The organism is Allobosea sp. GW821-FHT03A12 (assembly GCF_058986765.1).
Genome location: NZ_JBYSVZ010000005.1, coordinates 630,951 through 645,340, shown reverse-complemented (window position 1 = coordinate 645,340; position 14,390 = coordinate 630,951). Strand labels below are relative to the sequence as shown.

Annotated in this window: 18 protein-coding genes and 1 tRNA gene; 7 read left to right on the top strand and 12 right to left on the bottom strand. The window is 66.5% G+C overall.

What is annotated here, in order from left to right:
• Nucleotides 1-323: 323 nt before the first annotated feature.
• Entirely contained in the window at nt 324-1,868 is a 1,545-nt protein-coding gene (locus tag AC3WLC_RS21715) for an undecaprenyl-phosphate glucose phosphotransferase (RefSeq protein ID WP_493685986.1), read from the top strand.
• Complete coding sequence (locus AC3WLC_RS21710) at nt 1,865-3,118, top strand: O-antigen ligase family protein (protein WP_493685985.1); 1,254 nt, start codon at nt 1,865-1,867, stop codon at nt 3,116-3,118. Before AC3WLC_RS21715 ends, AC3WLC_RS21710 begins: the two co-directional genes overlap by 4 nt.
• On the opposite strand, the gene AC3WLC_RS21705 is transcribed toward AC3WLC_RS21710, so the two are convergent.
• From AC3WLC_RS21705 to AC3WLC_RS21695, 3 genes are all read right to left on the bottom strand, one after another.
• Nucleotides 3,091-3,903 (bottom strand): class I SAM-dependent methyltransferase, encoded by an 813-nt coding sequence (locus AC3WLC_RS21705; protein ID WP_493685984.1) that lies wholly within the window; start codon nt 3,901-3,903, stop codon nt 3,091-3,093. The genes AC3WLC_RS21710 and AC3WLC_RS21705 overlap by 28 nt on opposite strands.
• A gap of 407 nt (nt 3,904-4,310) precedes the next feature.
• Nucleotides 4,311-4,388 (bottom strand) — tRNA-Pro (locus AC3WLC_RS21700).
• A gap of 68 nt (nt 4,389-4,456) precedes the next feature.
• Complete coding sequence (locus tag AC3WLC_RS21695; protein WP_493685983.1) at nt 4,457-4,660, bottom strand: hypothetical protein; 204 nt, start codon at nt 4,658-4,660, stop codon at nt 4,457-4,459.
• A 344-nt stretch (nt 4,661-5,004) separates the two neighbouring features.
• Here AC3WLC_RS21695 and AC3WLC_RS21690 point away from each other — a divergent pair, with 344 nt between their 5' ends.
• Complete coding sequence (locus AC3WLC_RS21690; RefSeq protein ID WP_291674421.1) at nt 5,005-5,154, top strand: hypothetical protein; 150 nt, start codon at nt 5,005-5,007, stop codon at nt 5,152-5,154.
• A gap of 7 nt (nt 5,155-5,161) precedes the next feature.
• Here AC3WLC_RS21690 and AC3WLC_RS21685 read toward each other — a convergent pair whose 3' ends face one another.
• Together AC3WLC_RS21685 and AC3WLC_RS21680 are read right to left on the bottom strand one after the other, a co-directional pair.
• Nucleotides 5,162-5,791, bottom strand: a complete 630-nt coding sequence (locus tag AC3WLC_RS21685; protein ID WP_493685982.1) for an alpha/beta hydrolase — start codon at nt 5,789-5,791, stop codon at nt 5,162-5,164.
• A gap of 67 nt (nt 5,792-5,858) precedes the next feature.
• Complete coding sequence (locus AC3WLC_RS21680) at nt 5,859-6,791, bottom strand: ring-cleaving dioxygenase (RefSeq protein ID WP_493685981.1); 933 nt, start codon at nt 6,789-6,791, stop codon at nt 5,859-5,861.
• 186 nt (nt 6,792-6,977) lie between these two features.
• On the opposite strand from AC3WLC_RS21680, the gene AC3WLC_RS21675 reads away from it, so the two are divergent.
• From AC3WLC_RS21675 to AC3WLC_RS21665, 3 genes are all read left to right on the top strand, one after another.
• A complete protein-coding gene (locus AC3WLC_RS21675) occupies nt 6,978-7,403 on the top strand; it encodes a DoxX family protein (RefSeq protein WP_346359587.1) in 426 nt (141 codons plus the stop codon).
• 95 nt (nt 7,404-7,498) lie between these two features.
• Nucleotides 7,499-8,464, top strand: a complete 966-nt coding sequence (locus tag AC3WLC_RS21670) for a LysR family transcriptional regulator (protein WP_493685980.1) — start codon at nt 7,499-7,501, stop codon at nt 8,462-8,464.
• 4 nt (nt 8,465-8,468) lie between these two features.
• Complete coding sequence (locus AC3WLC_RS21665; protein WP_167561519.1) at nt 8,469-8,639, top strand: hypothetical protein; 171 nt, start codon at nt 8,469-8,471, stop codon at nt 8,637-8,639.
• A 153-nt stretch (nt 8,640-8,792) separates the two neighbouring features.
• On the opposite strand, the gene sugE is transcribed toward AC3WLC_RS21665, so the two are convergent.
• The 7 genes from sugE to AC3WLC_RS21630 all read right to left on the bottom strand — a co-directional run bounded on the left by sugE (nt 8,793) and on the right by AC3WLC_RS21630 (nt 13,574).
• Nucleotides 8,793-9,107, bottom strand: a complete 315-nt coding sequence (gene sugE, locus AC3WLC_RS21660; RefSeq protein ID WP_493685979.1) for a quaternary ammonium compound efflux SMR transporter SugE — start codon at nt 9,105-9,107, stop codon at nt 8,793-8,795.
• Between the two features lie 128 nt (nt 9,108-9,235).
• A complete protein-coding gene (locus AC3WLC_RS21655; RefSeq protein ID WP_493685978.1) occupies nt 9,236-9,802 on the bottom strand; it encodes a MerR family transcriptional regulator in 567 nt (188 codons plus the stop codon).
• Nucleotides 9,803-9,837: 35 nt separating this feature from the next.
• On the bottom strand, nt 9,838-10,152 hold the full coding sequence (locus AC3WLC_RS21650; RefSeq protein WP_057192231.1) for an integration host factor subunit alpha: 315 nt from the start codon (nt 10,150-10,152) through the stop codon (nt 9,838-9,840).
• 203 nt (nt 10,153-10,355) lie between these two features.
• The gene (locus AC3WLC_RS21645; RefSeq protein WP_493685977.1) at nt 10,356-11,333 is read right to left on the bottom strand and encodes a beta-ketoacyl-ACP synthase III; all 978 of its coding nucleotides are present in this window, start codon (nt 11,331-11,333) and stop codon (nt 10,356-10,358) included.
• A 15-nt stretch (nt 11,334-11,348) separates the two neighbouring features.
• A complete protein-coding gene (gene plsX, locus AC3WLC_RS21640; protein WP_493685976.1) occupies nt 11,349-12,413 on the bottom strand; it encodes a phosphate acyltransferase PlsX in 1,065 nt (354 codons plus the stop codon).
• A 112-nt stretch (nt 12,414-12,525) separates the two neighbouring features.
• Entirely contained in the window at nt 12,526-13,077 is a 552-nt protein-coding gene (locus tag AC3WLC_RS21635) for a YceD family protein (protein WP_493685975.1), read from the bottom strand.
• Nucleotides 13,074-13,574 (bottom strand): ubiquinol-cytochrome C chaperone family protein, encoded by a 501-nt coding sequence (locus tag AC3WLC_RS21630; RefSeq protein WP_493685974.1) that lies wholly within the window; start codon nt 13,572-13,574, stop codon nt 13,074-13,076. Before AC3WLC_RS21630 ends, AC3WLC_RS21635 begins: the two co-directional genes overlap by 4 nt.
• A gap of 175 nt (nt 13,575-13,749) precedes the next feature.
• Between AC3WLC_RS21630 and AC3WLC_RS21625 the strand changes: the two genes are divergently transcribed.
• On the top strand, nt 13,750-14,244 hold the full coding sequence (locus AC3WLC_RS21625) for an outer membrane protein assembly factor BamE (protein WP_346359596.1): 495 nt from the start codon (nt 13,750-13,752) through the stop codon (nt 14,242-14,244).
• Nucleotides 14,245-14,390 lie beyond the last annotated feature (146 nt).

Here is a 14,390-nt window from a genome sequence, read left to right as displayed (position 1 = left end):
ACACTCATCGGGAGCTTAAATGCCTGAATCTATGCTTTTTGTCAACTCAAACACCTTTTTCAGCACTCCAGACACCCTTTTTCCGACCATCGAAACCATCAGCTAATACCTTGAAGGCCCGAGCGAAAATCGACCTTTCCGTACGTCTGAAAAAAGATGGCTCGAGGATGCGGTTTCGGGCCGTCTTCGATGAGCCCAAATCGCTTCAAATCCGGATCGCTTCCGCAGAGTCCGATTAAGTCTTCCGAGAGCAATTTGCGCTAGGTCACGGGGGCTTTCAGCGCGGCCTGCGTGGCAGGCGCCGCGCGCGAGGACTGGACGAGATGGGCGCTTTCGACGTTCGCGACCTGATCAAGGCGGATTCAACCGGCCCCTCCCCGACGGGCGGTGCCTCTTCCGACGGCACGCGGACGTTCCACCCGCTGGCCGAGCGCATCGCCGCCATGCCGGTCAAGCAAACGCTGTCGCCGGTGCTGATCGAGGGGCTGGTGCGCCTTGCCGACGTGCTGGTGATCCTCGCCGTCGGCGGGCTGATCTTCGCCTTCTACGTCGCCGGCAAGGTCGACTACGCCCTGCCCTACCAGATCACCGTGCCGCTGGTGGCGGTCGGCGCGCTCGCCGTGTTCCAGGCGCTGCACCTCTATCATGTCAGCGCGCTGCGCAACTTCATCAGCATGGCGGTGCGGGTCACCGCCGGCTGGACGATCCTGTTCCTCCTGGCGCTGGCCGGCTTCTTCTTCCTCAAGATCGGCGACCAGGTCTCGCGCGTCTGGCTCGCCGCCTTCTATGCGGTCGGCCTCGCGCTTCTGCTGGCCGAGCGGCTGACAGCCTCACTGATCGTCCTCAGGCTCACCCGGATGGGCCGGCTCGAGCGCCGCACCGCCATCGTCGGCGGGGGCCCCGCCGGCGAGGAGCTGATCAAGGCGCTGGAGGCGCAGCGCGACACGGGACTGCGCGTCTGCGGCGTCTTCGACGATCGCAATGACGATCGCTCGCCCGACCTCGTCGCCGGCTACCCCAAGCTCGGCACGATCGACGACCTCGTCGAGTTCGCGCGCCGCACCAAGCTCGACCTCGTGATCTTCACCTTGCCGATCTCGGCCGAAGCGCGGCTGCTCGGCATGCTGCGCAAGCTCTGGGTGCTGCCGATCGACATCCGGCTCTCGGCCCATATGTCGAAGCTGCGCTTCCGGCCGCGCTCCTATTCCTATATCGGCGCGGTCCCTGTGCTCGACGTGTTCGACCGACCGATCGCCGACTGGGACATCGTCGTCAAATGGGTGTTCGACAAGATCGTCGGCACGCTGGCGCTGATCGCCCTGTCGCCGCTGATGCTGGCGACCGCGATCGCGGTCAAGCTCGACTCGAAAGGGCCGATCCTGTTCCGGCAGAAGCGCTACGGCTTCAACAACGAGATGATCGAGGTGCTGAAATTCCGCTCGCTCTATCATGAGATGAGCGACTTCGCCGCCGCCAAGCAGGTGACCAAGGGCGATCCGCGCGTCACGCGCGTCGGCCGCTTCATCCGCAAGACCTCGATCGACGAGTTGCCGCAGCTGCTCAACGTCGTGTTCAAGGGCAATCTCTCGCTGGTCGGCCCGCGCCCGCACGCCGTCCACGCCACCATGCAGAACCGCGCCTATGAGCAGGTCGTCGACGGCTATTTCGCCCGCCACAAGGTCAAGCCCGGCATCACCGGCTGGGCGCAGGTCCATGGCTGGCGCGGCGAGACCGACACCGAGGACAAGATCCAGCGCCGCGTCGAGCACGACCTCTACTACATCGAGAACTGGTCGGTGCTGCTCGACCTCTACATCCTGATCAAGACGCCGTTCTCGCTGATGACCAAGAACGAGAACGCCTATTGAGCGCGCTGGCGCAGCAACCGGGCGGCAAGGCCCGGCGCAGGGGGCTGACCGTCTCCTATGCCGCGATCAAGCGCGGCACGCTGTGGCTGCTGATGGCGGTGAGCTTCCTCGCCCTGATCGAGCCCTCGCCTTACGAATTCGTCTTCCCGATCACGCTGCTCGTCTTCGCGATCACCGGCATCCGCTTCTCGCAGAAGCTGCTGCCGATGGCGGTGCTGCTGCTCGTCTACAATATCGGCGGCGTGATCGCGCTGATCCCCTGGATGGACGAGCCGGCCTCCGTCCGCTTCACCGCCGTCTCGGTCTATCTGATGCTGACCGCGATCTTCTTCGCCGCGATCATGGCGGAGGATCCGCTCGGCCGGCTGGAGACGCTGCGCAAGGGCTATCTGTTCGCCGCCTGGTGCGCGGGCCTTGCGGCTATTCTCGGCTATTTCGACGTCGGCGGGCTCGCCGACGTGTTCACCTACGCCTCCCGGGCATCGGGCACCTTCAAGGACCCGAACGTGCTCGGCCCCTTCCTGGTGCTGCCGCTGACCTATCTGCTGCACGCCGTCCTCACCGGCCGCATCGGGCTGGCGAAGGGCTTCCTGCTGATGAGCGTGCCGCTTCTGGCGCTGTTCCTCACCTTCTCGCGCGGCGCCTGGGGCAATCTCGTCGCGGCGACTCTGATGATGACGAGCCTGACCTTCCTGACCTCGAGCAGCACCTCGCAGCGTGCCCGCATCGTCTTCCTGACGCTGGTTATGCTGGTGCTGGTGGTCGTGGCCCTGCTGATCGCGCTCTCCTTCGAGAACATCCGCAGCGTGTTCGAGATTCGCGCCAGCCTGGACCAGGACTACGACCAGGGCGTCACCGGCCGCTTCGGCAGCCAGCTGCGTTCGCTGCCGCTGCTGCTCGACCTGCCGAACGGCTTCGGGCCGCTGCGCTTCCGCTTCACCTTCCCGGAAGACCCGCACAACGTCTACATCAACGCCTTCGCCTCCTATGGCTGGCTCGGCGGCATCACCTATCTGGCGCTGACGGTCGCGACCTGCATCGCCGGCTGGCGCGCCGTCTTCCGCCGCACGCCCTGGCAGGGCCATGCGATCGTGATCTGGTCGGCGCTGTTCGTCACGATCCTGCAGGGGCTGCAGATCGACACCGACCACTGGCGCCACTTCTACCTGATGCTCGGCCTGATCTGGGGCCTGGCGGCCCTGCGGACGCCGGCCTCGGAGAGTCAGCGTTCCTTGCGCACCACGACGTAGGCATAGGTCGTCACGAAGCGCCAATCGGCCCTGGCCGCGAGCCGGTTGAAGGCCGCATCGAGGCCGCGCAAGCCCGGCATGCGCGCGAAATATCCGCTGCCCCAGAACGGCTGGACGTGGACATCGCGGAAGCCGGCCCGCTGCAGCATCGGCTCCAGCCTGGTGCGACTGCCGCGGCACCAGTCATAGAATGCCGGGAAGACCGGGTCGTCGCCGTCGGCGCGGCGTGCGGGAAACAGCGCCTGCACGATGGCGTGCGAGACCTTCTTCGGCAGGACGTGGTTGAGCGCGAAGACCGGCGCCCACAAGGTCGGCACGAAGGCGAGCCCGATACCGCCGGGAGCCAGCAAGGCATGGATGTTGCTCCAGGCGCGCTCGACGTCATGGACATGCTCGAACACCATGCGCGAGATCATCATGTCGTAGCCGCCGCAGGCGACATCCGGCTCCGAAAGATCGCCGGCGATGTCGAAGCGGGCGGTGCGCAGCCCTTTCGGCGTCAGCGCGAGTTCGCCCGCGTCGATGTCGTTGACGATGAGGTCGAGGCCGTGGCGGCGCGCATCCTCGGCGCCGAAGAGCGGATCGCGCCCGCCGCCGATCTCGCAGAGCCGCTTCAGCCCGAACTGGTGCATCAGCGCCAGGATCGTCGCCTCGTAATGATCCCAGGCCCAATCGGAGTGCCAATCGGGCTGGAGCCCGGCGAAGAAGCTCTCCATCGAGCCCTTGCCCGCCGCGGCGACGTCCTGCGGCCGCAGCGAGCGACGATCGCTCAACGCCATCGACATGACGATATGTCCCGTTTCCTGCTGTGAGGCGCCGACCCTGCGCTCGCAGCAAGGGCCGCGCAATCGAAGCCTTAAGAGACGGTTAACAAACGGAAGTGCCCAGCGCTCCGAAACGGGACAGCACCGAGGCGAGCCGTCGGCCTTCAATCGCACTCGGTCAAATCGCCATTGCCGACCTCGTGGGTACGGCACGTCTCCGACCCTGCCCGCTCCCAAGCGCAAGCGCAGAGTGCGGCAGCGAGAAGCAATAAGGCGACGATGATTCTCATTGGACGAACGGGCACACGGCCACACAGCTGGCTCGCGAACATGTCTGCCGATTTTGGTGGGCCGGAACCAGCTTGCGCCAGGACGCAACGAGGCGAGGCGACCGGGCCGCCTCTCACGAAACTGAGATGAAAGAAGAATGGTCGGAGCGAGAGGATTCGAACCTCCGACCCCTTGTCCCCCAGACAAGTGCGCTAACCGGGCTGCGCTACGCTCCGACGCGTCGGCTTATAGAGCGCACGCGGCCGCGATGCAACGCGGCAATTGCCGGTTCGGCACGCTGGATTCACAGCTGCCGATCGTCGTGCGCGGGCGGCGCCATCTCGGCCGGCGTGATGCCCCTGCGTCCCGTGCGGCGGACCAGGGTGCGCACCAGCCCGGCGAAGACGATCACCAGCGGCAGGGCCAACGCCGCGCTGCCTTCCAGCGCGAGCCAGATCGAGGCGGCCAAGGTCGCGATGATCCCGGCGATGAGGAGGATATTGGTCATGGCCGCCTCCGCCTGACCATGGACCTACGGCGCGCCGGAGCGGAGCCCCGCGCCACGGCCAATCCATGGTTCAGCCGACCAACCATGTTCCCGATTCTCCCGGCGAAGCGGAAAACGGTCAAGTGGAGGTCAACGCGGGAGAACGGCCCAGGCACGGAAACAGTGCCGCCGCCTCACTGTTTCCGTGCCTGAAGCGCCAGCACCGGCCTCACCGAAGCCTCTCCGGCACCCGTCTGAGGAAGCGCCCGCAACGGTAAGAACTCGTTAAGGTATTCTGTTCAAATGCGGTTCACAGGGTGAGGGTTATCTTCATGATACTGGCACCGATTCGTGGAGGCCCCGTCATGACCCTGGACTGGCGCAACAGCCTGATGCTCGGCTTCATCGCGGCCGTGTTCGTCGCCTGCCTGTTCGGCCCCTATATGATCTCGGTGATGCTCGGCGGGCTCGGCCTGACGTGCTATCTCACCAAGCACATCAGGCCCGGAGCCTGAGCCCGCCTCAAGCCGCGAGCGCGGGGCGCTCGGCCAGCCAGTCCCGCACCAGCCTCAGATCGGCCTGCGACAGGCCATGACCGGTCGGCAGGCTGCGATGCGCGACCGCAGCCCCTGCCCCGGCGAGCGTCGCCGCCAGGCGCACCGCATTCTTCTCCGGGATGATCGGATCGAAGCTGCCGGAAACGATCAGCACGGGCTTGCCGTCCAGAGCCGCCGCCGGCGGCTTTTCGAAGGGCGACATCGCCCGCAGCAGCACCGCTCCCGACAGCACCTCCGGCCGCAGCAGCAACATCGCGGCGGCGATGTTGGCGCCATTGGAGAAGCCGAGCGCGATCGGAGCCGACAGCCCGTATTCCGCCCGCGCCTGCTCGACGAAATCGGCGAGTTCATGCGTGCGCCGGGTGAGGTCGTCCTCGTCGAAGACGCCCTCGGCCAGGCGGCGGAAGAAGCGGGGCATGCCGGCCTCGAGCGTGCGGCCGCGCGGCGAGAGCAGGCCTGCGCCCGGCGCAACGGCGAGCCCGAACGGCAGGAGATCGCTCTCGTCGCCACCGGTGCCGTGCAGCAGCAGGAGCGGCGCGCGGCCCGGCAGGGTCGCCGGCTCGAAGCGATGGATGAAGGTTTCGGACGCGCTCATGGCACGGCCTCCTTTCAGGATGTTCGGTCAAGGGCGCCCCGCCCGAAGGCGGAGCGCTTTTTGACATTCAGGCCAGTGCCGGCAGCACGGCTTCGATCTCGGCGCGGCGCGGCTCGTACTGCGCCGGCAGCTTGAGCGCGCTGCCGAGGCCCTCGGCCGGCTCGTCGATGGCGAAGCCGGGCGCGTCGGTGGCGATCTCGAACAGCACGCCGCCGGGCTCGCGGAAGTAGACGGAGCGGAAATAGTCCCGATTCCTCTGCTCGGTCGGGCGCAGGCCGAAGGTCTCGACCAGCGTCTTCACCATGCGGGCCTGCTCCGCGTCGTCGCCGGCGCGGAAGGCGATGTGATGCACCGAGCCCGCGCCCATCCGGGCCGGCAGGAAGCCGCCGGCGGCGCGCAGGTCGACGACGCCGCCATGGGCGGTGCCTTCGGCCCGCATGCGGATGGTGTTGCCCTCGCGGCCGGCCTCGACGAAGCCGAACACGTCGCGCAGGATCGCGGCGGTCGTCTCCGTCTTGTCGAGCAGCAGGGTGACGCCGTGGAAGCCGCGGATGGCGGATTCAGGCGGCACCTCGCCATTGTCGAAGGCCGGCTCGCTCTCGGCGCCCGGCACGGCGACCAGCGCGAGCCGCATGCCGTCCGGATCGCGGAAGCTCAGCACGGTCTCGCCGAGCCGCTTCTGCGGGACATCATGGGCGACGCCATTGGCGATGAGGCGATGCGTCCAGTAGCCGACCGCCGCCGCCGGAATGCGGAAAGCGGTCTCCTGCGTCTCGCCGACGCCCAGCCGGCCGGGCGCGACATGCTCCCAGGGGAAGAAGGTCAGGATCGTGCCCGGATTGCCGTCGGCATCGCCGAAATAGAGGTGCCAGGTGGTCGGATCGTCGAAATTCACGGTCTTCTTGACCAGGCGCAGGCCGAGGACGCGGCTGTAGAAGTCGAGATTGCGGCGCGCCGGCCCGGCGATGGCGGTGACGTGGTGGATGCCGTTGATCTGCATGATGATCGTCCTCCGGGCTGCAGGAGGCTGCCCTCGTTGGCCCTGTAGATGATTGCGGGCCGGCAAAATGCCAGGCCAGAGACATTGCACAACAGCAATGTCGATCTCTGAAATTGCCAATTTGAATTGCCAAACCGAAATCGTCATTCTTTGCCGCAGACCAACCCGGTCCTTCGGAGAAAGACCATGATCGACAATCGTTTCGCCCCCTATGGCGCCCTGGCCCTGCGCGTTGCGCTCGGCGTCATGTTCATCGCCCACGCCTATCTGAAGCTCGCCGTCTTCACTGTTCCGGGCTTCGCCGGCTTCCTCGGACAGGTCGGCCTGCCGAGCTTCCTCGCCTGGCCGATCATCCTGGCGGAGCTTATCGGCGGGCTTGCCATCCTCACCGGCTTCTATGGCCGCTATGTCTCGGTCCTGCTGCTGCCGGTCCTGCTCGGCGCGCTCTTCGTCCACGCCCCCAATGGCTGGGTCTTCAACGCGCCGAACGGCGGCTGGGAATATCCCGCCTTCCTCGCTCTGGCCGCTTTCGCCCATGCCTTGATCGGCGACGGCGCGCTGGCGCTGCGCCCGGCCGGCGTGCCGGTCAATGCCAAGCCCGCCTTGGCCTGAGCATCATCTCACTGCCAAACAGAACGGGCGACAGGTTGCTGCAACCTGTCGCCCGTACCATGTATCAGGGAGCTGACTTCGCCGGAGCCGCCCGCTTGCCGACCCCTGCCTCTTCCGTCGCCTGGGACGATTTCCGGCTGATCAAGGCCATCGCCGAAGCGCGCAGCCTGCCCGCCGCCGCCGAGCTGATCGGCCTCAACCATTCCACCGTCTTCCGCCGCCTCGGCCAGATCGAGGAGAATCTCGGCACGCGCCTGTTCGAGCGGCATCGCTCCGGCTATGTGCCGACACCGGCGGGCGAGGAGATGGCGGTCCTGGCCGAGCGGCTGGAGACCGACATCGCCGGCTTCACCCGGCGCCTGGCCGGCCGCGAGATCCTGCCGGCTGGTGAACTACGGGTCACCACCAACGACACGCTGCTGGTCGAGTTGCTGACGCCGCTCTTCGCCGCCTTCATGCGGCAATGCCCGGACATCAAGCTCGACGTGCTGCTCGGCAACCAAGCGCTCAATCTCAGCAAGCGCGACGCCGATGTCGCGATCCGCGCCACCGACAACCCGCCCGAAAACCTGATCGGCCGGCGCGCCGCCAAGATCGGCTGGGCGCTCTACGGCCGCAGCACCGACTTCCCCGATACGGCCCCCCAGGCCGAGGAGAGTTTGCGCGAGCGCAACTGGATCTCGCTCGGCGACCAGTTCGGCGCCTTCAAGGTGGTCCAGCATGTGCAGAAGACCGTCCCGGCCGAGCGGGTGATCTACAAGATCAATACCGTGCTCGGGCTGACCGAGGCGGTGGAGGCCGGTATCGGCATCGGTTTCCTGCCCTGCTTCATCGCCGACAAGCGGCCAGCCCTGCGCCGGCTCGGGCCGCCGCAGGCGGGCTATGCCGCAGATCTCTGGCTGCTGACCCATCCGGATCTGCGCCACTCGCCACGGGTGCGGCTTTTCCTCGATTTCATGGCGCAGGAACTCGCCAGGCTGCGGCCGCTGATGGAAGGCGGCCCTATCGGGGCAGCAGCAGAGCCGGCCGTTGAAGTGGGCGCCAATCCCGCTTTAGGATGACGCCATGGAGCTCCTCATCCCCCTCATCGCGGGCCTGGCGCTGATCTGGCTGATCGGCCGCGGCGTGCCCTGGGACGCCAAGCTGGTGACGATCGTCGTCACGCTGGCGGTCATCGTCGCGGTCGTCCTGCTCGAGCGCAACGGCCTCTGGCCGGAAGCGTTCCGGCGGCGCTAGAGCAGGATGCGAAAAGTGGGAACCGGTTTTCGCATAGATCCTGCTCCAACTCTTTGATGAGAGACGGATTCAGCTTTCAGATGGCATCGCTTTGCGATTCCATCTGAAATCATCCGGCTCTAGGACGCCGCCGGTCCGGCTTGTCCGGCCGGCTCAGGAGACGAGCTTCAATCCGACGATGCCGGCGACGATCAGGCCGACGCAGGCAAGGCGCAGCGCCGTCGCAGGCTCGCCGAACAGGACGATGCCGAGAATGGCCGTGCCGATCGTGCCGATGCCGGTCCAGATCGCATAGGCCGTGCCGAGCGGCAGGCTCTTCAGCGCAAGACCGAGCAGCCCGAGGCTCACCGCCATGCTGCCGACCGTCAGCACGGTCGGCATGAGACGGGTGAAGCCGTGCGTGTATTTCAGGCCGATGGCCCAGCCGATTTCGAACAGGCCGGCAAAGAAGAGATAGGTCCAGGCCATGGCGGCCCTCCTTATGGGAAGGGCGGGGTCGTCCACGCCTATTGGGAAACGCCGGCCAAGAGCCGGCGGAGGTCGTCCTCGCCGGCTGATCTAGCGAGCCGGAAGCGAAGGTTCAAGCGCAGGGGCGCTCAACCGTCCTCGCCGGCGGCCGCGCCGGCCAGCGCGCCATGCAGCAGACGGCGGCACTCGATCAACTCGGACAGCGTCGCCTTGAGGAAGGCAAGATCGTCGGCGCCGACCAGCGGCTGGGCCGCACGCGGCAAAGAGGACAGCAGCGCCTTCGCCGCAAAACCCGGCTCCATCGCAGACGCATGGTGGTGATGCTGCACCGGCTGCGACGCCGGCGTCGGCTCGGCGCGCGGCGGAGCCATATGCGCCGCCGCAGGCGGCTGGGCGGTCGCGTTGCCGCCGACGATCTCGGCGCCGCGGCCGATCGCCTGGACATAGCGCGGCCCCTGCTCCTTCAGGATGCGCTGCAGGCCCTTGATCGTGTAGCCTTCGCCATAGAGCAGGCGACGGATGCCCTTGAGCAGGGCGACATCGTCGGGCCGGTAGTAGCGCCGGCCGCCGCCCCGCTTCAGCGGCTTGATCTGGGAGAAGCGCGTTTCCCAGAAACGCAGGACATGCTGGGGAATGTCGAGGTCGTCTGCGACCTCGCTGATGGTTCTGAATGCGTCTGGGCTCTTGTTATCCAATTCGGCCTCGAATCCGCCGTCGTGGAACTCCAGAGTCACTCTTCCTCACCTACACCGTTCAGTCCGTTGATCCGCGCCTTCATCACATTGGACGGCTTGAACACCATCACGCGACGCGGCTCGATCGGGACCTCGACGCCGGTTTTCGGATTACGCCCGATTCGCTCGCCCTTGTCGCGCACGACGAAGGAGCCGAAGGAAGACAATTTGACGTTTTCCCCACGCGCGACCGCGTCGCAGATCTCGTCCAGCACCGCCTCGACCAGCTTTGACGACTCCGTCCGCGACAAGCCGATCTTCTGATAGACTGCTTCACACAGATCAGCGCGCGTTATCGTTTGCCCCGCCATCAATTCCTCCAAGGCGTTTCTTCCAGCAGCGGCGTCCCCGTTAACCCTAGCCCCACCGGAGGCGGACGCTAGGCGGGCAGGCGGTTGCGGTCAATCCTCGACGCGCTCGCACAGGTTGAAAAACGCGGAAAATCCGCGCTGACGACCGCTAAGAAAATGTCATAAATCCAAAGCGCTTAGCTTGGCCGGCCGACCCGGCGCCGCTACCAGCGGATCAGTGCCGAGCCCCAGGTGAAGCCGCCACCCATAGCCTCGATCAGGACGAGCTGGCCCGGCTTGATGCGCCCGTCCATATGGGCCTCAGCCAAAGCGAGTGGAATCGAGGCCGCCGAGGTGTTGCCGTGCTGCCCGACGGTGATGACGACCCGGTCCTCGCTGATGCCGAGCTTGTGGGCAGTGGCGTCGATGATGCGGCGATTGGCCTGGTGCGGCACGAACCAGTCGATATCGGCGCCGCTGAGCCCGGTCTCCTCGAAGGTGTGGCGCACTGTATCGGCGAGGTTGACCACGGCATGCTTGAAGACCTCGCGGCCCTCCATGCGCAGGAAGCCCACGGTCTTGGTCGAGCCCGGCCCGCCATCGACATAGAGCTTGTTGGCGTAGCGGCCGTCGGAGCGGACATGGGTCGTCAGCACGCCGCGATCGGCGAGCGTGCCGGAGCCCTCCTCCGCCCGGAGCACGACGGCGCCGGCGCCGTCGCCGAACAGCACGCAGGTGGCGCGGTCCTCCCAGTCGAGGATGCGCGAGAAGGTCTCGGCGCCGATGACGATGGCGGTCTTGGCGGCACCGCTCACCAGGAACTTGTCGGCGGTGGCGATTGCGAAGACGAAGCCGGAGCAGACGGCCTGCAGGTCGAAGGCGGCGCCTTGCGTGATGCCGAGCGCGGCCTGGATCTGGGTCGCGGTGGCCGGAAAGGTGTTGTCCGGCGTCGCGGTGGCGACGATGATGAGGTCGACCTCGCTCGCCGGGATGCCGGCGTCGGCGAGCGCGGCCTGCGCCGCCTTCAGGCCGAGCGTGCCGGTGGTCTCGTCATCGGCCGCGATGTGGCGGGCATGGATGCCGGTGCGCTGGACGATCCACTCGTCGCTGGTGTCGACCTTCTCGGCCAATTCGGCGTTGGTCATGATGCGCGCTGGCAGATAGGAGCCGCAGCCGCGCAGGACGGATCGCATTCTGGACAAGGACGTTTCTCTTCCCTACTCGCCGGCGGCGACTTGTGGGCTTGCCGGTGCCGCGCTGGGCCGCGCAGTCGCGGCGACCATCTCACGCACCTTCGCCATCAGATTCTCGCGCGCCATCTCGTAGCCGAGTTCGGTCGCGCTGGCGAACCCGACGGCATCCGTGCCGCCATGGCTCTTGATCACGATGCCTTCCAGGCCAAGAAAGACGCCGCCATTGACCTTGCGCGGATCCATCTTGTCCTTCAGCGCCGCAAATGCGCCGCGGGCGAAAAGATAGCCGATTTTCGACATCAGCGAACGCCCCATCGCAGCGCGCAGGTATTCGCCGATCTGCTTGGCGGTGCCCTCGGCCGTCTTGAGCGCGATATTGCCGGTGAAGCCCTCGGTGACGACGACGTCGACCGTGCCCTTGCCGAGATCGTCGCCTTCGACGAAGCCGCGGTAATCGAGATGCGGCAGCGCGCTCTCGCGCAGGATGCGGCCGGCTTCCTTGACCGCCTCGACGCCCTTGATCTCCTCGACGCCGACATTGAGCAGGCCGACGCTCGGCCGGTCGAGGTCGAGAACGACGCGGGCCATGGCCGCGCCCATCACGGCGAGGTCGACCAGGTGCTGGGCATCGGCACCGATGGTGGCGCCGACATCGAGCACGACGCTCTCGCCGCGGACCGTCGGCCACAGGCAGGCGATCGCCGGGCGATCGACCTGCGGCATCGACTTCAGGCAGAATTTCGACATCGCCATCAGCGCGCCGGTGTTGCCGGCCGAGATGGTGACGTCGGCCTCGCCGGTCTTGGTGGCGTCGATGGCCCGCCACATCGATGACTTGTAGCGGCCATAACGCAGGGCCTGGCTCGGCTTGTCATCCATCTTCACCGAGACCTCGGTGTGGTGAAAGGTGGTGACGGCCTTGAGCTGCGGATGCGCATCGAGCAGCGGCATGACCTCGCTCTCGTTGCCGAAGATCACGAACTTCGCGTCCGGGCGACGTTCGAGCGTAAGCGCGGCGCCCGGGATGACCACGGACGGACCGTGATCCCCGCCCATGGCGTCGAGCGCGATTGTAACCGGGCGTGTCATGCGGTGGTGATCGATTCCAGGGGCTGCGCCCCCTGCCGGGGGCGGCCGGGCGGCGGCGGACAATAGCGGGTTGGCCGCCCGCCGCAAGGGAAAGCGCGGAGGTTTCTGCCGGTCATTGCTCGCGCTTCAGCTGCAACAGCGCGGCGAAAGGCGATTCGGCCGGCGTCTCGGGCGCCGGCTCGCTGAACGCCACGCCGGGCTTGCGCGGATAGGGATCGAGCGCCAGCGCCAGGAATTCGAGCGTCACCGTCCCCAGATCGATCATGCCGTCGACGATCGGCTCGGGCGGCTCCTCCTCGTTGAGCAGCACCTCGATGTCGATCTCGTCGTCCTCGGACGGCTTTGCCATGGCGGCGATCTCGGCCTCCGGCGCGAAATCGAGCTTGACCGGCACGTTGAGCTCGACCGGGAAGGCATCGAGCGTGACAACGCAAGTCTGGTGCAGACCCGCCTTGATCATACCTTCGAGCTTGACCCGCTCGCCATTGCGCGAGAGCGAGAATGTTGCCTTCAGCGCCTCGACCGAGACGACGCCGAGATAGGCCGCGATGGCGGGAAGAGCGCCCTGCTCCGGCGCGACCTCGACCGGAACCGGGCGCAAGGTGATGCTCTCGACGCGAATCGGACGGTGAAGCGGCAATGTGCCCTCAGGGGAAACGGTCATGCTTGGAGGCTGCCTGAGAAGGGCGGGAACAAGGGATCGGCGGCAAGGATATCGTCGAGCGAGCGCGTGGCCAAGACGGCGGCGCCAGCCTTGAGATGGCGGGCAAGCCCAGAGGCATCGACCTCAGGAACGATGTTGCGGGCAAGCGCGGCTTCGAAGGCGCCGGGCTCATTGGCGGCAAGCGCCTCCTCATAGCCACTGAGCCGCCCATAGAAGCTGCGGCCGATCTTCTTCATCCGCTTCGGCACTGCGACATCGCTGATGCCGCCCTGGCGGAAACCGAGCTCGAGATAGGCGAAGCTGGCGTCGATCAGGTCCTGCGCTACATCCGCCGCCGGTGCCGGCAAATCGCGCAGGCGCCGCAGCACCAGGAAGAGATGCAGCGTCAGCGCCTCGAAGCGGCCCTCGAAATCATCGGGGACGCGGCCCTGCAGATACAGGGCAGGCTCGCGCGACGCGCCGACGATGCGCTCGAGCAGCGCGTTGACCGGCGCCATGCGCGCCCGCTTCCTGCCGAACAGGCCGAAGATCACAGCCCCTACCCCACCTTTCCCGAAGACCTTAGCTAAAAAGTGACTTGCCTTGCCAAAGCCATGCTCGGGCGTTACGCCAAGCGCACCCACCCTGACAAGCGCGGCAGCTCCGCGCGCCTCCCCTTCGGATCCGCCACGCATGACTGCTCCGACCCGCCGTACCGTTCTGATCGGCTCGCTGGCCGCCGCGCTGCCGCTGGCCGGCTGCGGCACCGCCACCAATCTCGGCTTCCGCACTCCGACCTCGGCTGGCCTCAACGAGGAGTTCACCCGCGGCTTCGTCATGGACGACGAGCTGATCGCCAAGGTGAAGGTCGGCATGGACGTGCAGACAGTGCTGACCACGCTCGGCACGCCCTCGACGACCTCGACCGTCGGCAACCGCACCTTCTACTACATCAGCCAGACGGTGCGGCGCCGCTTCCAGTTCCAGGATTTCACCGTCATCGACCAGCGGGTGCTGGTGATCTATTTCAACAAGGGCTTCAAGGTCGAGCGCATCGCCAATTACGGCCTGCAGGACGGCGTGATCTTCGACTTCATCAGCCGCACCACCTCGACCGGCGGCGAGGAGCAGAGCTTCCTGCGCAATCTGTTCAAGGGCGTCACCAAGTTCACGCCGTTCGGCACCTGAGCAGGCGCCTCTCTACGCACGACACGAGAGCCCTGCGGTGATGCCGCAGGGCTTTTTCTTTGGCGCAGACCAGCCGCGTTCAGCGCTCCGACGGATGATTCGCGGTTCCGGCTCGCGGCCTGAGAGTGCCGCGGCCGCTATCGTCT